Annotated in this window: 16 protein-coding genes; all 16 read right to left on the bottom strand. The window is 50.5% G+C overall.

The window, feature by feature from the left end:
• Nucleotides 1-12: 12 nt before the first annotated feature.
• The 16 genes from NO559_RS03015 to leuC all read right to left on the bottom strand — a co-directional run bounded on the left by NO559_RS03015 (nucleotide 13) and on the right by leuC (nucleotide 18,659).
• The gene (locus NO559_RS03015) at nucleotides 13-1,218 is read right to left on the bottom strand and encodes an O-succinylhomoserine sulfhydrylase (RefSeq protein WP_258330311.1); all 1,206 of its coding nucleotides are present in this window, start codon (nucleotides 1,216-1,218) and stop codon (nucleotides 13-15) included.
• A 42-nt stretch (nucleotides 1,219-1,260) separates the two neighbouring features.
• On the bottom strand, nucleotides 1,261-2,784 hold the full coding sequence (gene purF / locus NO559_RS03010; protein ID WP_258330310.1) for an amidophosphoribosyltransferase: 1,524 nt from the start codon (nucleotides 2,782-2,784) through the stop codon (nucleotides 1,261-1,263).
• Between the two features lie 90 nt (nucleotides 2,785-2,874).
• Nucleotides 2,875-3,384, bottom strand: a complete 510-nt coding sequence (locus NO559_RS03005) for a CvpA family protein (RefSeq protein WP_258330309.1) — start codon at nucleotides 3,382-3,384, stop codon at nucleotides 2,875-2,877.
• Between the two features lie 30 nt (nucleotides 3,385-3,414).
• Entirely contained in the window at nucleotides 3,415-3,999 is a 585-nt protein-coding gene (locus tag NO559_RS03000) for an SPOR domain-containing protein (protein ID WP_258330308.1), read from the bottom strand.
• Nucleotides 3,999-5,297 (bottom strand): bifunctional tetrahydrofolate synthase/dihydrofolate synthase, encoded by a 1,299-nt coding sequence (folC, locus tag NO559_RS02995; RefSeq protein ID WP_258330307.1) that lies wholly within the window; start codon nucleotides 5,295-5,297, stop codon nucleotides 3,999-4,001. Before folC ends, NO559_RS03000 begins: the two co-directional genes overlap by 1 nt.
• 21 nt (nucleotides 5,298-5,318) lie before the next feature.
• Nucleotides 5,319-6,182 (bottom strand): acetyl-CoA carboxylase, carboxyltransferase subunit beta, encoded by an 864-nt coding sequence (accD, locus tag NO559_RS02990; RefSeq protein ID WP_258330306.1) that lies wholly within the window; start codon nucleotides 6,180-6,182, stop codon nucleotides 5,319-5,321.
• A gap of 32 nt (nucleotides 6,183-6,214) precedes the next feature.
• Nucleotides 6,215-7,018 (bottom strand): tryptophan synthase subunit alpha, encoded by an 804-nt coding sequence (trpA, locus tag NO559_RS02985; RefSeq protein WP_258330305.1) that lies wholly within the window; start codon nucleotides 7,016-7,018, stop codon nucleotides 6,215-6,217.
• 16 nt (nucleotides 7,019-7,034) lie between these two features.
• A complete protein-coding gene (gene trpB / locus NO559_RS02980) occupies nucleotides 7,035-8,219 on the bottom strand; it encodes a tryptophan synthase subunit beta (protein WP_258330534.1) in 1,185 nt (394 codons plus the stop codon).
• Between the two features lie 75 nt (nucleotides 8,220-8,294).
• Complete coding sequence (locus tag NO559_RS02975) at nucleotides 8,295-8,972, bottom strand: phosphoribosylanthranilate isomerase (protein ID WP_258330304.1); 678 nt, start codon at nucleotides 8,970-8,972, stop codon at nucleotides 8,295-8,297.
• Between the two features lie 78 nt (nucleotides 8,973-9,050).
• A complete protein-coding gene (gene truA / locus NO559_RS02970; protein WP_258330303.1) occupies nucleotides 9,051-9,881 on the bottom strand; it encodes a tRNA pseudouridine(38-40) synthase TruA in 831 nt (276 codons plus the stop codon).
• 149 nt (nucleotides 9,882-10,030) lie between these two features.
• Nucleotides 10,031-13,114 carry a FimV/HubP family polar landmark protein gene (locus tag NO559_RS02965; RefSeq protein ID WP_258330302.1) on the bottom strand — a complete coding sequence of 1,028 codons (3,084 nt, stop codon included), beginning with the start codon at nucleotides 13,112-13,114 and terminating at the stop codon, nucleotides 10,031-10,033.
• Between the two features lie 153 nt (nucleotides 13,115-13,267).
• Complete coding sequence (locus NO559_RS02960) at nucleotides 13,268-14,290, bottom strand: aspartate-semialdehyde dehydrogenase (protein WP_258330301.1); 1,023 nt, start codon at nucleotides 14,288-14,290, stop codon at nucleotides 13,268-13,270.
• A 3-nt stretch (nucleotides 14,291-14,293) separates the two neighbouring features.
• Nucleotides 14,294-15,409 carry an aspartate-semialdehyde dehydrogenase gene (gene asd / locus NO559_RS02955; RefSeq protein ID WP_258330300.1) on the bottom strand — a complete coding sequence of 372 codons (1,116 nt, stop codon included), beginning with the start codon at nucleotides 15,407-15,409 and terminating at the stop codon, nucleotides 14,294-14,296.
• Nucleotides 15,410-15,467: 58 nt separating this feature from the next.
• On the bottom strand, nucleotides 15,468-16,547 hold the full coding sequence (leuB, locus tag NO559_RS02950) for a 3-isopropylmalate dehydrogenase (RefSeq protein WP_258330299.1): 1,080 nt from the start codon (nucleotides 16,545-16,547) through the stop codon (nucleotides 15,468-15,470).
• A 14-nt stretch (nucleotides 16,548-16,561) separates the two neighbouring features.
• Nucleotides 16,562-17,206, bottom strand: a complete 645-nt coding sequence (leuD, locus tag NO559_RS02945; RefSeq protein WP_258330298.1) for a 3-isopropylmalate dehydratase small subunit — start codon at nucleotides 17,204-17,206, stop codon at nucleotides 16,562-16,564.
• A 7-nt stretch (nucleotides 17,207-17,213) separates the two neighbouring features.
• On the bottom strand, nucleotides 17,214-18,659 hold the full coding sequence (leuC, locus tag NO559_RS02940; protein ID WP_258330297.1) for a 3-isopropylmalate dehydratase large subunit: 1,446 nt from the start codon (nucleotides 18,657-18,659) through the stop codon (nucleotides 17,214-17,216).
• Between the last annotated feature and the right edge of the window lie 64 nt (nucleotides 18,660-18,723).

Genomic DNA, 18,723 nt, shown 5'->3' with positions numbered 1-18,723 from the left:
TGGCTATTAGGGTTATAGCGCGGCCAAACCTCTGGCCATATCGGCTTTTAAGTCCTTGATATCTTCCAGCCCTACCGCTACCCGAATTAGGTTTTCGCTAATACCGGCCTCGGCTCTTTGCTCATCGGTTAAACGGCCGTGAGTAGTAGTGGCAGGATGCACGATAGTGGTTTTTACATCGCCCAGGTTTGCGGTAAGCGAACAGATGGCGGTGGCATCAATAAAACGCCAGGCCTCGGCGCGCTGGCCGCTAACTTGAAACGATAATACCCCGCCAAATGCGCGCTGCTGTTTAGCGGCTAAGGCATGCTGCGGGTGGCTGGGCAGGCCCGCATAGTACACTTTTTCTATACCGGACTGTTGCTCTAGCCACTGCGCCAACGCTAATGCGTTAGCACTGTGGGCATCCATACGCAGGCGCAGGGTCTCTAAACCTTTTAAAAATATCCAGGCATTAAAGGGGCTCATGGTAGGGCCGCAGGAGCGTAAAAAACCGACGATTTCGCTAATGACGGCTTTGTCACCCACTACTACGCCACCCATGCAACGGCCTTGGCCATCCAGGTATTTAGTGGCGGAGTGTATGATTAAATCCGCACCTAGCTCTAAAGGCTTTTGTAAAGCCGGGGTGCAAAAACAATTATCCACCGCCAACAAACTATTATTTTGCTTGGCCAGTGCCGCCAGCGCGGCTATATCGGCCACTTCTGCCAAAGGGTTGGAAGGTGTTTCGGTAAATAATAAGCGGGTATTAGGCTGTATTGCTGCGCGCCAAGCCTTTATATCCAGCGGCGAGACAAAGGTCACTTCCACCCCAAACTTAGCTAAGTAACGGGTGAATAAAGCGGTAGTAGTGCCAAAGATGCTGCGCGAAGACAATATGTGGTCGCCAGACTTAAGCAAGGCCATGCAGGTGCTTAATATAGCCGCCATGCCTGAGGCTGTGGCCACGGCCGCCTCGCCACCTTCCATGGCCGCGATACGCTGTTCAAAAGTGCGCACGGTGGGGTTGGTGTAACGCGAGTAAACGTTGCCCTCTTCTTCGCCTGAAAATCTGGCCGCCGCATGGGCAGCCGATTCAAATACATAGCTGGAGGTAGTGACTATAGACTCGCAGTGCTCACCTTCGGCACTGCGTGACTGGCCAGCGCGTATGGCTAAGGTATCCAGCTCTGCCTCTAATAAGGCTTGTTGTAATTGTTGCTCTCTGTCTGCCATGCCTAACCTAGCCCTTAATAAACCTATGCTTAATATTTGTATTTAAGGCGCAGCTTCATCGTTGTGCAGGCCTATGATTTCATCCGATATGGGTGTGAGTTTAGACTTTTTAGAGGCATCGCTTCTGGCCGCTTCTAAAGCACCTAAATAATCCTCATCAACATCCCCGGTTATATATTCGCCGTTAAACACAGAACAATCAAATTGCTCTATTTCGGGGTTACCCTCGGCGCAACTTTCTATCAAATCATCCAAGTCTTGATACAGTAACCAATCGGCCCCTATTAATTCGCACACTTCCTCAGTGCTGCGGCCGTGAGCAATAAGCTCGTGGGCTGAAGGCATATCTATACCGTAAACATTGGGGTAACGTACCGCTGGAGCTGCTGAGGCAAAATACACTTTTGCCGCGCCTGCATCCCTAGCCATTTGAATAATTTGTTGGCAGGTGGTGCCGCGCACGATGGAATCGTCCACCAGCATCACGTTTTTATCTTTAAACTCTAGCTCTATGGCATTAAGTTTTTGGCGCACGGATTTTTTGCGCTGGCTTTGGCCGGGCATAATAAAGGTGCGGCCTATGTAACGGTTTTTCACCAAGCCTTCACGGAATTTTACCCCCAAGGCGCTGGCCATAGATTGCGCCGCTATACGGCTGGAATCGGGGATGGGAATAATGACATCTATATCGTGGTCGGGGCGCTCGCGTTTAACTTTTTCGGCTAGCTTATCGCCTTGACGTAAGCGCGACTTATAAACCGACACGCCATCCATAATCGAATCGGGTCTAGCAAAATACACATGTTCAAAAATACAGGGGCTAAGCTTAACGTCATCGGCACATTGCTGGGTATAAACATCGCCATCAACATTAATAAACACTGCTTCACCGGCACCTAAATCGCGGGTGAGATCAAAGCCCAATACATCTAGAGCGACACTCTCAGAAGCCACCATATACTCTTTGCCGGCCTCAGTATCACGCTCACCAAACACTATGGGGCGTATACCGTGTGGATCTCTAAAGGCCACCAGACCGTAGTTAGCCACCATGGCGATAACGGCATAACCACCTTTACAACGTCTGTGCACACCTCTAACAGCTGTAAAAATATCGTCGGCTGAGGGATTAAGTTTGCCCAGCTTTTGTAGCTCATGGGCAAAAATATTTAATAATACTTCCGAGTCTGAATCGGTATTTAAGTGACGTAAATCTTCTTGATAAATAGCTTTAGCTAATTCGGCGGTGTTGGTTAGGTTACCGTTGTGCGCCAAGCTAATGCCGTAGGGGGAGTTAACATAAAAAGGCTGTGCCAATGCCGGGCTGGAGCTACCCGCTGTGGGGTAACGCACATGGCCTACGCCCATATTACCCTGCAGGTGCTTCATGTGGCGTAAGTGAAACACATCTTTCACCAAACCATTGGCCTTACGTTGATTAAGACGCCCACCTTCGCAGGTAACTATACCTGCTGCATCTTGACCGCGATGTTGTAAAACCGTTAATGCATCATATAACGCTTGGTTTACATTGGACTTTGCGACTATACCGGCTATGCCACACATTGCCCTGACTCCAGATAATTAAAAAATGTAAAGAAACATCCTGAACGACTCACCCCGCCAATCCTTGCAGAATAATTAAAAACACTCGCGCTATAGCAAACTAGACAACCAGCCAGTCAGTTGCGCAAAGGTTTCGCGCGACCAGGTTTCCATTAATAAAAATTGCGGAATCAGCAATGACTCATTCCACCAAGCATCTTGCTTTACCGGTACTAACATGGGGGTAAATATCAATATAGCCATGACTATGATGACGCCTCTGGCTAGGCCAAATACTACGCCTAGCGCCCTATCGGTGCCCGATAAACCAGTCATTTTAACCAGCTCGGAAAATAGGTAGTTCACCATAGAGCCAACAATAAGGGTAGCGCCAAACAACACACCAAAAGCCACCAAGTAACGTATGGATACGGTGCTAATAGAGTTTTGCAGCAATACCGCCAACTGCTCATGAAAAGTCACTGCCACAAAAAACGCTAAGGCCCATATCCCTAAGGAGATAGCCTCTTTAAAAAAACCGCGTTTAATGCTTATTAAGCAAGACAGCCCAATAATGCCTACTAATACCCAATCGGCCCAGTTCATCATAGCGTCGCTCATTATAAATAATCCCTAAACATCAGTCGCCTATTATCTTGGTGAAAACTGCACTAAAAGGGATTGCACTTTAAACTCTTTATCGATAGCAGGTTTAATTTTTTCCAGTACCGACTTATCAAGCTTGGGCCCGACATAAACCCGTATCCTTTCACCCTTGGCGGTTTTAACAGTTTGCATATCCACCTTATAGCCTTTAGCTAATAAGGCCTGTTTAAGCCTATCGGCCTTGTCTTGCTGGCTAAAGCTGGCTAACTGCAAGGCCCAATACACCGGCAAGCCCTGCTCGGTGAAACTGGGCTTTTGCGGTAATGATTTATCTGCACTGGCATCGGGCTGAGCTGCGGCAGGGGTCTTGCTCTGCTCTGCCAGGGCTTTGCTGCTGGGCTTTAAGTTATCATCGGCTGACTCAGCCTGATAATGCATAACTTCGCTGACATTGACCGGTTTTACTGGCTCTTTAATTTCGTATTTTTCAAAGGCGGGGATGGGAGGGATTTGGCTGCGTCTATCCAACACGGGATTGACGTTTTTAGAAAACAACACCGGCCACAAAATAGCCGCTAGGCAGATCAGCACAAACGCACCGACTAAACGTTGACGTACCCCTGACTGCATCAAGCCTCTCCTCTGCGTTGCTGATTACTGAGTTGCGAATCATCCATTAATTTGACTACCTCAGCAACCGTGAAAAAAGAGCCGAAGACAATTAACCTATCCCCTGCCTGCATCTGCGTCATGGCGGCCTGTAAGGCCTGCGCCATATCCACCTTTTGATGCACTGGCGCGGCATCGGCCGCGGCTATACGCTCCGCCAAAGCACTGGCCTTTAAGGCCCGCGGGTTAGCTTGTAAATCGGCCACATACCATGCTGCAAAACTACCCGCTAAAGGCGATAGTATTGCATTGATATCTTTATCGGCCATCATAGCTAGCAGCGCATAATTACTGCCCGCTATGGCTTCGCTAGCCAAACGCTGGGCCAAATGCGCAGCGGCGGCGGGGTTATGGGCCACATCTAACACGATTTGTTTACCCTGATAGCTGCACTGCTGAAATCGGCCGGTAAGCTGCAACTGGGCTAAATCTTGATAAAAATCACTGCTACTGGGCAGGCCTAGTAACTGGCAGGCCTGTATCGCCACCACCACACTATCAAAGGGTAAGTGACTCACCGCCAGGCCAGTAATCAGCTGCTGCTGGCCCTGAGCATTTAAACCCTGCCAATCAAACTGCTTACCCTGCAACTGCACGGTAAAATCTTTATCACGCTGATAAAATATCGCCCCCAACTCTTGGGCCACGGTCTGCACCGAGCTGGGCGGTTGCGGGTCACCGCATAGAGCAATTTTACCGGCGCGGAATATACCGGCCTTTTCCCGGCCTATCACCTCTTTATCACTGCCCAGCCAATCGACATGGTCTATGTCTATATTGGTGACTATGGCGATATCGGCATCGACAATATTACTGGCGTCTAAACGGCCACCCAGCCCCACTTCCATAATGACTATATCTAATTGCTGGTGAGAAAATATATCCAGCGCGGCCAAGGTGCCGTATTCAAAATAGGTCAGGGAAATATCGCCCCGCAGCTGATCGATATTGTCGAAGCTGTGTATCAGCGCAGCGTCATCCACCTGCTGGCCGTTGATTTTTATGCGCTCGTTGTAACGTATAAAATGCGGCGAGGTATAACAGCCCACGCTTAAACCGGCCTTTAGCAATAAATGCTCTAACGCAGCCACACAGGAGCCTTTGCCATTGGTACCGGCTACGGTAATAATTTTGCTATTGGAAAAATCGGTTTTTAAGCGCTGAAAAACTTGGCCCATGCGCTCTAGGCCAAGCTCTATTTCGGAGGGGTGGCAGGACTCTATCCACGATAGCCAGCCCTGCAAGGTATCAAAACGCATTAGTGTTTGTTACGCCAACCGTTAGTGTAAGTTTTGACGGGTCATTTTCGCCAATAAATTAGCTAGCTCATCACGCATATCTTTGCGCGCCACTATCATATCGATTGCGCCGTGTGACAATAAAAACTCACTGCGCTGGAAACCTTCAGGCAGTTTTTGCCTAATGGTTTGCTCTATGATTTGTGGGCCAGCAAAACCGGCGCGAGCATCGGGCTCGGCCACGTTAACATCACCCAACAATGCCAAGCTGGCCGACACACCACCGTAGATGGGGTCAGTCATTACCGAAATGTAAGGCACGCCCTGCTGGCGCATGCGCTCTATTACGGCGCTGGTTTTGGCCATTTGCATTAACGAGATCAAGGCCTCTTGCATGCGCGCACCACCAGAGGCAGAAAAACATACCAAGGGGATATTTTCTTTTAAAGCGATATTGGCCGCCTGGGTGAATTTTTCACCCACAGCCGACCCCATAGAGCCGCCGTGGAAATTAAATTCAAAAGCAACCGCCACTAAAGGCATGCCCTTTAAAGTGCCCTGCATGGCTATCAGCGCGTCTTTTTCGCCGGTGGCTTTTTGCGCTGTGGCTAGGCGATCTTTGTATTTCTTTTTGTCTTTAAACTTTAAACGGTCTACTGGCTCTATATGCGCCAATACTTCGTGGGCATTGGCCTCATCTAAAAAGCTGGCCAAGCGGCGACGCGCGCCTATGCGCATATGGTGATCACACTTGGGGCATACATCTAAATTCTTTTCTAATTCGGGACGGTATAAAACCGACTCACACTTAGGGCATTTTTTCCAAAGCCCTTCCGGCACAGACGTGCGGCGCTCAACATCGTTTTTACGAACCATTGATGGAACAATTTTATCTAACCAACTCATAGTACGATCCACATTAAAAAATAAAAATTAGTTTAAACAGCATCCATCGCTACGCGCATATCAGCAATAAGTTGCGTAGCGGCATTAACATCGTCGCCTTGTTGGCTGCGCTGAAATATAGCATCAACCAAGGCGCTACCTACCACCACACCCTCAGCCAAACGGCTAATGGTAACGGCGGTGTCGGCATCTTTAATACCAAAGCCCACGCCTATAGGCAGGCTGGTATGGGTTTTAATTTGATTTAACTTTTGCTCAACCATGGCGGTGTCTAAGTGACCGGCACCGGTGACGCCTTTAAGCGAAACAAAATACACAAAGCCAGTAGCCAGGGCAGCTATTTGCTTAATACGCGCCTCATCAGTAGTGGGCGCAATCAAGAAAATATTATCTATCTCAAATTTTTTCAGTTCAGTGTTTAAGGCTAAAGCCTCTTCGGGTGGAATGTCTACGGTAAGCACACCGTCTACACCGGCCTCGTGAGCGGCGGCGGCAAAAGCCTGATAGCCCATATATTCTATAGGGTTAGCATAGCCCATTAGCATCACCGGGGTGCTGCTATTGGTTTCCCTAAAGGTTTTTACCATGGCCAAGATGCCACGCAAACCTGTGCGGTTTGCCAAGGCGCGCTCATGGGCCAATTGTATTACCGGGCCTTCAGCCATAGGGTCAGAGAAGGGCACGCCGATTTCTAAAATATCGGCACCCTGCTCTACCAGCTTGTGCATCAGTGGTACGGTCAGCTCTTGGCTAGGATCACCCGCCACAATATAGGGGATTAGGGCTTTGCGACCTTGTTGTTGTAGCGCTTCAAAACAGCCTGCAATACGACTCAACAGATTATCCTCTACTTTAAAATGAAATGCCGTCTAGCTCGGCAACGGTGTGTATATCTTTATCGCCACGGCCAGACAGGTTAACTATAATGGTTTGTTCGGGGCTTAGGGTTTTAGCCAGTTTTTCACCGTAGGCCAGCGCATGGCTAGACTCTAAAGCCGGCATTATACCCTCTATGCGGGTTAGATGATGAAACGCAGCTAAAGCCTCGTTATCATTTATTGCCACGTAGTTAACGCGCTCTATGTCTTTTAACCAAGAGTGCTCTGGCCCTACTCCGGGGTAATCCAAACCGGCAGATACCGAGTGGGTGTGTAGTATCTGGCCGTCTTCATCTTGCATTAAGTAAGTGCGATTGCCGTGCAATACGCCGGGCTTACCCGCACTTAAGGGCGCGGCATGCTCACCGGTTTCTACCCCGTGGCCGCCAGCTTCTACCCCATACATGGCGACAGACTCGTCACTTAAGAAAGGGTGAAACAAGCCTATGGCATTTGAGCCACCACCTACACAAGCCACTAAGGCATCGGGCAGTTTGCCGGTCATGGCCAGTGATTGTTCGCGCGCTTCGCGGCCTATTACCGACTGAAAATCGCGCACTAATTTGGGGTAAGGATGCGGGCCTGCAGCGGTGCCAATAATATAAAAAGTATTATCGACATTGGTCACCCAGTCGCGCATGGCTTCGTTCATGGCATCTTTTAGGGTTTTTGAGCCCGAAGTTACCGGCACTACAGTCGCGCCCAATAACTTCATGCGATAAACATTCAGTGCCTGCCTGCGCACGTCCTCTTCACCCATATACACCACGCACTCCATACCCAGGCGTGCTGCAATAGTGGCCGAGGCCACGCCGTGCTGGCCAGCGCCGGTTTCGGCGATGATACGGGTTTTACCAGAGTACTTGGCTAATAAAGCCTGGCCTATGGTGTTGTTGATTTTATGCGCGCCAGTGTGGTTTAAGTCTTCGCGCTTTAAATAAATTTGCGCACCGCCAATTTCGCGGCTCCAACGTTCGGCGTGATATAGCGGCGAGGGTCTGCCTACATAGTGAGCCAGGTCTTTATCAAACTCTGCTTGGAAATCAGCATCTTTAGATAATTTTTCATAGCTCTCGGTCAGCTCGGTTAATGCTTCCATCAGCGTTTCCGAAACAAACTTGCCACCATAAATACCAAAGTGGCCATCGCTATCGGGCATCGCTTTATAATCAATTACCGCTTTATCACTACTCACAATTGTTACTCACACTATTTCTAGGAATTCATGTTGTGTTTATTTAGCAGCACTGTTAGCTGCTGTTACCGCCTGCATAAAGGCGGCGATTTTAAGGCCGTCTTTGCGGCCGGGGCTGGCCTCTACCCCACCGCTCACATCTACGGCATAAGGTGCCACTTGGGCAATGGCCGCGGCCACATTATCAGCCTCTAAACCACCAGCCAACACTATGGGCAGCGGCCTGTTAGCGGGTATACGCGCCCAATCAAAACTCTCGCCAGTGCCGCCGGGCACCCCTTTGCGATAAGCATCCAGCAATATTGCACTGGCCGCGGCGTACTCGTTAAAGCAGGCATTTAAGTCCAGCTCTGGCCGCATTCTTATGGCCTTGAGGTAAGGCTTGCCAAATTGCTGGCAAAACGCTGCTGGCTCATCGCCGTGAAACTGTAATAGGTCCACCGGCACTTTGCTTAGCAGTTCGCTTACAAAGGCTTGCTCGGCATTTACCAGCAAAGCCACCACGGTCACAAAGGGCGGCAGGCTGCGGCAAATTTGCTGCGCCTGCGCTATATCCACAGCCCTGGGGCTGGGTGCGTAAAACACCAAACCTATAGCATCGGCACCGGCGTTAATAGCCAGCTGCGCATCGGCCGCGCTGGTTATGCCACAAATCTTTACCCGAGTACGTTGCACGCTGCTGCCTTGCTTAAGAGACGGTTCTAAAAAAACACCCATTCTAGCAACAAGCGGCCCTGTGTGTCGCTATTAGCGGCGGAAAAAGCTTGATTTTTCAAGGCCTAAGCCACAGCTTTGTTAATCAGCGGGAATAAAGTATGGCCCCACCGCCACCTTGGGCAAATTAAAGCGTTGAGGATATTCCACATCCACCAAATACAAACCCTTGGGCGAGGCTGTGGCACTGGATAAGGTACGGTCTCTGGCCTCTAAAATACTTTGCAACCAGCCCGGCGGATATTTACCCGCCCCTACATCCATTAAGGCCCCAGCTATATTGCGCACCATGTGATACAAAAAGGCGTTGGCCTGTATATCAATAATCACTAACTGCTGCTGCCGGCACACCTTAATAAAATGCACATTGCGCATGGGGGTATTAGATTGGCAGGCCACTGCCCTAAAGGAACTAAAATCCAGCTCACCCAGCAAACACTGCGCCTCGCTATGCATAAGCTCTGCATCGAGCGGCCGACTCTCGCAAGTCACACCATTGTTCAACAACGCAGGCCTGACAGTGTCATTTAAAATGATATAGCGGTAGCGTCTAGCAGTAGCACTAAAGCGGGCGTGAAAATCTTCCGCCATGGGCTTGGCCCAGTGTATGGCGATACCCGGCGGTAATTGGGTATTGCCACCCTGCACCCAGGCTTTTTCACTGCGCGCTACCGGGCTTTCAAAATGCACTAGCTGATGGCTGGCATGCACGCCGCTATCGGTACGCCCTGCACAGTGCACCTTAATAGGCGCATTGGCGACAAAGCTTAGGGCGCGCTCCAGCCCCTCCTGCACGGTAGGCACTTGCGGCTTAAGCTGACTTTGCCAGCCGTGGTAGGCACTGCCGTCATAGCTAATTGCTACCGCCACTTTATCGCCGGGTTTGATTGTTGCGTACTCGGGCAAACTCATTGTGCAATACTCATAAAACTCTTTGTGCTAAAGCCATGCCCTAGGGGCGAAAAAAAGCGCATGATAACATCCGCAGCTAAAATATGGCTTATTAAAATCCGGGCATAAAAAAGCCCCGGTATACCGGGGCTTGGTGGTACTCAGTTAGTTCAGACACGCTCTAGCAGGGCATTGGCCTCTTGCTTTTGCTCCTCACTGCCCTCTTGCACTACTTCATCTAGAATATCTTTGGCGCCATCGGTGTCACCCATGTCTATATAGGCTCTAGCCAGGTCTAACTTGGTGGCAACCTCATCGGTATCTGATAGAAAATCAAACTCATCACCATCTTCATCGGCTGCTACGGCTTCATCAAAGCTTTCTTCAGTTTCCAGCTCGGCTTCAAGGCCTTCTGTAGCGCCTAAGCCAGAAACGGCTTCATCCAGCTGCTCGACTAATTCGTCTTCACTCAATGAGGCATCTAAATCTTCCAGCTCACCGGCATCTAGGTCTAGGTCGCCAAAATCGTGCTCGCTGCTTTCGGCACCGGCTGCGGATTCCAGCTCAGAAAGATCACCCAGATCTAAGTCAGCACCCAACTCCGTATCTAGCGCTGCCAACTCGGCTGATAACTCTTCAGGCTGATCTGCAGACAGCGCTTCGGGCAACTCTTCTGACAGCTCTTCAGACAAGTCTGCGGATAAGTCTAAATCATCGCCGTCCAACTCGGCGCTAAACGACTCAGTTTCATCATCCAGGCTCAGTGAGGCTAAGTCATCATCCAAATCATCTAACTCGGCACTTAAGCTCATATCATCAAGCTCGGCCTCTAAATCATTTTCAGCTGACTCCAGCTCCAACTCAGCATCCAAACCTGCATCTAATGTTAACTCCGACTCTAAAGACTCGTCTTCAGCAGCAGACTCCAAGTCTACCGCTAATTCTAAATCGGCACCCAAGTCGTGTTCTTCTTCTGACTCTAGCGTGGCCGCTGACAAGTCAGCATCGGATTCCAACTCGGTTTCTAAATCGGCTAAATCTAAGTCCGAAGCCTGATCATCTAGTGATACCAGATCTTCATCTAAAGTTAGGTCGGCCAAATCTTCAAGGTCGCCAGCTTCGTCTAAATCTAAGGCCAGCTCTTCGGTGTCGTCATTCGCTGTATTTAACTGCTCATCCAACATGGCAGTGTCAAACTGCATGGTGCGGCTTTCGGCTAAATCCTCTAGCTCGTCACCCTCTAAATCCAAATCTAAATCCAGCTCTAGCTCTTCGTCGTCCAGCCCCAGATCCACAGACTCTAAGTCCAAGGCGGCGTGCTCTTCGGGCTCTTCCAGCTCGGCATCAATCTCCAGCTCATCGCCATCGATTAACTCGGCATCCATGGACTCATTGCTAACATCCAAGGCGGCGTTAGGTAAGCCATCTAACCAGTCAGCCACGCCATCGACGCTGGATAACATTTCCTTCACTTGAATAACCGCAGCCTCGTCACCCAAGCCTTGCAATTTTACGTAAAACTCTTGGAAAGCCGGTCTGTCTCTAGCCTCTAGGCAAACCTCTAACAACTTCACCAGCACATCAGAGCGTTGTGGCTCTTGGCTATGAGCGGTTTTCAATAAATCCATAGCCTGCTGAAAACGCCCATAGGCAATGTAGATATCAGCCTCGGCAATAGCATCGCCAGTTTCTGACTGTACTGGCGAGGCCTCTGCTACTGGCTCTTCGGGCTCTTGCTCGGCGGCAAAGTCACCTACATTGGCTTCAGATAAGTCCAGCTCAGCGTCTTGGGTCTCGTCGGCGAGCTCAGCACCTAAATCTTCATCACCTAGCGATAGCTCATCCAAGTCATCAGCTTCAGGCTCCTCAGCAAAAGCCGTCGCCATATCTTGATCTTCCGCAGCCTGCTTGCGACGACGTATCATCGCGACAACCACTGCCAAGGCGATTAAGCCACCAGCGGCACCTAGAGCGGCACCTAGATATAGCGGGTTTTCTAATAATTGATCAACAAAGCTGGGCTCAGGCTTAGATACAGGCGTTGCTGCGGCAGGTGCTGGCTGAGCTTTAGCTGGCTCAGCAGCCGTTGCAGGTACGCCTTTGCTAGCCTGTAAGGCAGCCAATTGGTCTTCCTTTAATTCTAACAAGCGCTGCAGGGTCGCCATTTTGGCTTCCATATCGCTTAAACGCCCAGCTAACTCTTCGTTGTGGCGGGCGGTTTTTGCTAAATTCTCTTCGCTAATAGCCAACTCTTCTTTCAGTGCGGCTGAGCCCGTGGCACTGCTGCCCACACCATCACTGCCGCTGGCAGCCGTACTACCGACACCAGCAATACTTAAACGGGCATCGTCTGCTGCAGGCTTATCTGAGCTGGCGGTTGTGGCCGAAGCATCTAAAGGTGCCTCGGTCATTAACGAGGGCGTCGCCTCACCGGTTTTCCAGGCACGGTTTTGGTTTGCCACTTCTTTGCTGGCGATATTTTCAGAGATGTCGGCAAGCTGGCTTTCGGTGGGCAGGCGCAGCACATAACCCGCTTTTAAGCGGTTGATATTGCCATTAATAAAGGCTTCGGGGTTAGCACGCTGTATGCCCAGCATGGTTTGCTGTACTGAGGTATCGGGGGTTGGTCGGCTTTTGGCAGCTATCTCCCATAAGGTCTCATCCCTGCGTACGCGGTAGCTTTGGCCGGGCTTAAGTGAACCTTGCTTAAGGCTCTCACGGTCAGAGCCCCCCGCCGAACTGGGTTGCGGGGGAGTCACACGCTTTGGGGCGGGCACCATAGCCTTAGTATCGGCAACTTGTGCAGCCTTGCTAACGGCAGAGCTGGTCACGGTGGGGGCAGGAGCCGCACTGTAGGTAGGCAAATCCAGTAACACAGTGTACTCCCGCAAGATGCGGCCACTGGGCCAGCGGGCTTCAATAATAAAATCGAGGTAGGGCTCGATAACGTTTTCACGGGTGTTAACTTTAATGACCCCTTGGCCATTTTCACCCACTATCACTTTAAACTTCAGGTTAGATAGGAAGAAGTCGCGGCTCACACCGGCGCGCTCGAAATCTTCCTTGGCTCCCAATCTTACCAGCACTTGTGAAGCGTCTAGCTCACCGGCATCTAATAATTTGATTTCGGCTTCTAACGGTTGGTTTAGCGCAGAGTTCAGGCTGAGTTCCCCCAGCCCTAACGCACTGGCCACATCCGTTTGCAATGCCCCCAATGCCGCTATCATTACCGCAAGCTTTTTACGCACCATCATCGCTACTTTCCCTATCTTGAGCTTTATTGTCAGCTTTTATCTTTATTGTTCCGCAACGGTTACGACTGCTCAATAATTAGGCTATTGAGCCAACCGAATATCGAAACGGTAAAAAACCTAGAATAGGTCTCTACTAGTTGGCGTAAGTATTGATTAGAAATAGCTTTTTAGCAAGATTTCAGCAATCTGAACGCTGTTTAAAGCGGCCCCTTTTCGCACATTATCGGACACAGTCCACAGATTGAGGCCATTGGGATGGGAAATATCTTCTCGCACGCGGCTGACAAACACCGCATCTTTGCCCGATGCATCCCCAACTGCCGTGGCGTAGCCGCCATCTACAGGCTCATCAACCAGCTCCACACCCGGCACTTTTGCCAATAATAGTTTGGCCTGTTCGGCACTGAGTTTTTTGCGGGTTTCTAGGTGTATGGCCTCGCTGTGACCAAAAAATACCGGCACTCGCACACAGCTGGGGTTCACGCTAACCGTATCATCTGCAAGGATTTTTTGCGTTTCCCAGACCATTTTCATCTCTTCCTTGGTATAGCCATTGTCTTGAAAGGCATCTATTTGGGGAATGACGTTAAAAGCAATTTGCTTGGGGTACACCTCAACATCCGGGGATTGACCATTTAGTAGCTTGGCGGTTTGCCCCGCCAGCTCATTAATAGCCTTTTTACCCGAGCCCGACACCGCCTGATAGGTGGCGACATTAATGCGAGTAATCCCGGCAGCATCATGGATGGGCTTAAGCGCCACCAGCATTTGTATGGTGGAGCAATTGGGGTTGGCGATAATGCCGCGCTTTTTGTGCTCCGCTATTGCCTCGGGGTTTACCTCGGGGATCACTAAGGGCACATCCTCGTCATAGCGAAACTGCGAGGTATTATCTATGACTATGGCACCAGCAGCCGCAGCCTTGGGGGCGAACTCCGCCGATACGCTAGCACCGGCCGAAAACAGGGCGATATCTACCTGGCTAAAATCGAAGTCAGCCAGATCCTCTATCAATACCGACTTACCCGCAAACATCAGGGTATCGCCCGCCGACTTAGCACTGGCCAAGGCATAAAGCTTGGCCACAGGGAACTTGCGCTCGGCCAGTATTTCCAGCATGGCTTCGCCTACCGCGCCGGTAGCACCGACTACAGCGATATTCAGTGCATTAGCCATGGCTTAAGCCTCTATCAAGATGCGCAGCATGCGGCGCAAAGGCTCGGCCGCGCCCCATAACAACTGATCACCTACGGTAAAGGCCGATAAGTACTCAGGCCCCATATTCATTTTACGCAAGCGGCCTATAGGCACCTGCAGTGTGCCGGTAACAGCTGTAGGAGTAAGCTGCTGCAAGGTCGCCTCGCGCTCATTAGGTACTACCTTCACCCAGTCATTAGCCGAAGCCAATATAGAATGAATCTCGTCCATGGGTACGTTTTGCGTCAGTTTTACGGTTAAGGCCTGGCTGTGACAGCGCATGGCACCTATGCGTACACACAGGCCATCTACCGGTATAGGTTGTGCGGATGAGCCCAGGATTTTGTTGGTTTCAGCCTGACCCTTCCACTCTTCACGGCTTTGGCCATTTTCTAGCTGCGTGTCTATCCACGGTAATAAACTACCGGCCAAAGGCTCACCAAAGTTAGCGGTGGGGAAATCAGCACTGCGCATAGTGGCGGCCACTTTACGGTCTATATCCAAGATGGCGCTGGCAGGGTTGGCCAGCTCAGCAGCCACGCCAGACTCTATAGCGCCCATTTGGCTAATTAGCTCGCGCATGTTTTGAGCACCGGCACCGCTAGCGGCTTGGTAAGTCATGGCGGAAGTCCACTGCACTAAACCTTCGCGGAATAAACCGCCCATAGCCATAAGCATTAAACTCACTGTGCAGTTGCCGCCCACAAAGTTTTTGACGCCATTGGCCAGGCCGTCTTTAATCACATTCATGTTGACGGGGTCTAGGATGATTAAAGCATCATCAGCCATGCGTAAACTAGAAGCAGCATCTATCCAGTAACCCTGCCAGCCCGCTGCCCGCAAAGGCCCAAATACCGCCTTGGTGTAATCGCCACCCTGACAAGAAATAATGACATCCATGTTTTGTAATTCAGCAATATCGTTAGCATCTTTTAAAGGTGCTATGTCGCGGCCTATATCTGGCCCCGCGCCACCGACATTAGAGGTGGTAAAAAATACCGGCTCATTGATATGGGCGAAGTCGCCCTCTGCTAACATGCGCTCCATTAATACCGAGCCCACCATGCCGCGCCAACCTACAAAACCTACTCTATTCATAATTGCTCTCTACACCTGCCGTCGCCGTAGCGAATAAATAACTCAATTGAAGCCGCTGCTATTCAGTTAAAGCAGCCACTAGGGCGTCACCCATTTCACTGGTAGACACTAGTTTCATACCCTCGGTATGGATATCGGGGGTGCGATAGCCCTGATCCAACACCTTGCCCACTGCCACCTCTATCGCATCGGCTGCCGCCGTAGCGTTTAGGGAGTAACGCAGCATCATGGCTGCCGATAATACCATGGCTAAGGGGTTAGCCTTACCTTGGCCCGCAATATCGGGAGCAGAACCGTGACAGGGTTCGTACATGCCGCGGCCATTTTTATCCAGTGAAGCCGAGGGCAACATGCCTATAGAGCCCGTTAGCATGGCCGCCGCATCGGATAAGATATCACCAAACAAATTACCCGTTACAATAACGTCAAACTGCTTGGGCGCACGCACTAATTGCATGGCGGCGTTATCCACATACATATGGCTAAGCTCTACTTCGGGGTAGTCCTTGGCCATGTCTTGCACGATCTCGCGCCACAGTACCGTCGCCTCTAACACATTCGCTTTGTCGACAGAGCACAGCTTACCGCCGCGTTTTTTCGCCGCCTCAAAAGCCACTTTGGCGATGCGGCGTATTTCTGTTTCGTTGTACTTATAGGTGTTATAGCCTTCGCGTTCGCCGTTTTCTAAGGTGCGTATGCCGCGCGGCTCACCAAAATAAATACCGCCGGTTAGCTCACGTACGATTAATATATCCAGGCCGGAAACCACCTCTGGCTTTAGCGATGAAGCATCGGCCAGTTGCGGGTATAAAATTGCCGGGCGTAAATTGCCAAACAGCTCTAGGCCTGAGCGCAAACCTAACAGCCCTTTTTCTGGACGTATGTCGCGATCAATATTGTCCCACTTGGGGCCACCTATAGCGCCAAATAAAATAGCATCACAGGCTTTGGCCTTGGCTAAGGTTTCGTCTGGTAATGGCACACCGGTCGCGTCTATAGCGGCGCCACCCAGCAAAGCCTCATCGTATTCAATACCTAAATCAAACTGCTGATTAATAATGTCGAGTACACGCTTGGCCTCAACGCTAATCTCTGGGCCTATGCCATCACCGGCGATTAATAAAACTTTTTTAGACACTGCTAACTCCACTATTATGACTTGGCGAATAACCAAGGTGATTGTTGCTGCCACTTGGTTTCGAAGGCCTTAATGGCCTCGGCATCTTGTAAAGTGACACCTATGTCGTCCAAACCATTTAATAAGCAATGCTTGCGAAAACCCTCTACTTCAAAGCCAAAAGCCTCACCGCTGGGAGTGCGCACTTGTTGCTGCTCTAGGTCTACAGTTAATTGGTAGCCCTCTTGCGCATACATTTCAGTAAATAATTGATCAACAATTTCATCGCTTAACACTATGGGCAATAAACCGTTTTTAAAGCAGTTATTGTAAAAAATATCTGCATAGCTAGGAGCGATCACGGCACGAAAACCGTAATCATCTAAAGCCCAAGGCGCATGCTCGCGGCTGGAGCCACAGCCAAAATTTTCTCTGGCCAGCAATACAGTGGCACCTTGGTAGCGTGCAAAGTTAAGCGGGAACTCTTTATTTAATGGCCTGGAGGAACAATCTTTGCCAGGCACGCCTTCATCGGTGTAACGCAACTCATCAAATAAATTAGGGCCAAAGCCGGTACGCTTAATCGATTTTAAGAACTGCTTGGGGATAATCATATCGGTATCCACATTGGCTCTGTCCATGGGCGCGGCAATACCGGTTTCTACTGTAAATTTTTTCATATTCGTCTTAAGCCTCCGCGCTCATCATTTCACGCACATCTACAAAGTGGCCTGCAATCGCTGCGGCAGCGGCCATTTCTGGGCTAACCAAATGAGTGCGGCCACCAAAACCCTGGCGCCCCTCAAAGTTGCGGTTAGAGGTAGAGGCGCAGTGTTCACCGGCCCCCAATTTGTCAGAGTTCATGGCCAAACACATGGAGCAACTGGGGTCGCGCCACTCCAAACCGGCCTCAATAAAGATTTTATCCAAGCCCTCTTCTTCGGCCTGTTTTTTTACCAAACCAGAACCGGGCACCACTAAGGCTTGAATAACATTCGCAGCCTTTTTACGGCCCTTCACCACCGCGGCGGCGGCACGCAAATCCTCTATGCGAGAATTGGTACATGAGCCTATAAAGACTTTATCCAACTGTATATCGGTAATCGCCATGCCCGCAGTAAGCCCCATATATTCCAAGGCCCGCTTAGTGGCAGACTGTTTGACCGGCTCGTTAAAATCGCTGGGGGCGGGTACGGTTTTGTTCACCGCTACCACCATCTCCGGCGAAGTCCCCCAGGTAACCTGCGGGATAATGTCGTCGGCATGCAACTCAACCACGGTATCAAAATGGGCACCGTCATCACTGTGCAAGGTCCGCCACTGTGCTACCGCCGCATCCCATTGTTCAGCTTTAGGCGCAAAAGGTCTGCCTTTAACGTATTCAATGGTTTTGTCGTCTACTGCCACCATGCCTACTCTGGCACCAGCCTCTATGGCCATGTTGCATACGGTCATACGGCCTTCTATAGACATATCGCGGAATACTTCGCCGCCAAATTCTATGGCGTGGCCGTTGCCGCCAGCGGTACCTATCTTGCCGATCACCGCCAACACTACATCTTTGGGAGTAACGCCAAAGCCTAATTTGCCGTCGACTTTAACCAGCATGTTTTTCATTTTTTTCTGCACTAGGCACTGTGTGGCCATGACATGCTCCACCTCGGAAGTACCTATACCGTGCGCCAAGGCACCTAAGGCTCCGTGGGTGGCGGTATGAGAATCACCACAAACTACCGTCATGCCCGGCAAAGTCGCGCCCTGCTCGGGGCCAACCACATGCACTATGCCCTGGCGTACATCGTTGATTTTAAACTCGGTAACGCCAAAGCTCTCGCAGTTATCATCGAGAGTTTGCACCTGTATACGCGAGATCTCGTCTACTATGCCAGCGATACCCCCCGCGCGCTCGCTTACATCGGAGGGCACGTTGTGATCGGGGGTAGCCAAGTTGGCATCCACTCGCCACAAGGGGCGGCCCGCCAAACGCAAACCTTCAAAGGCCTGCGGTGAAGTCACCTCATGCACTAGCTGACGATCGATATAAATTAGGGCCGAGCCATCATCGCGCTGTTTTACTAAGTGGGAATCCCACAATTTATCGTATAAGGTCTTTGCAGACGTGCTTGCAGACATGAGCCCACCTCAAATAATCACTAACCAAGCCATAATTGGCACTTAATACACTATGCCAAGCATT

It is taken from the genome of Dasania sp. GY-MA-18 (assembly GCF_024734385.1).
GTDB lineage: Bacteria > Pseudomonadota > Gammaproteobacteria > Pseudomonadales > Dasaniaceae > Dasania > Dasania phycosphaerae.
The sequence above is the reverse complement of the archived record's forward strand: the minus strand, read 5'-3'. Positions and strand labels throughout refer to the sequence as shown.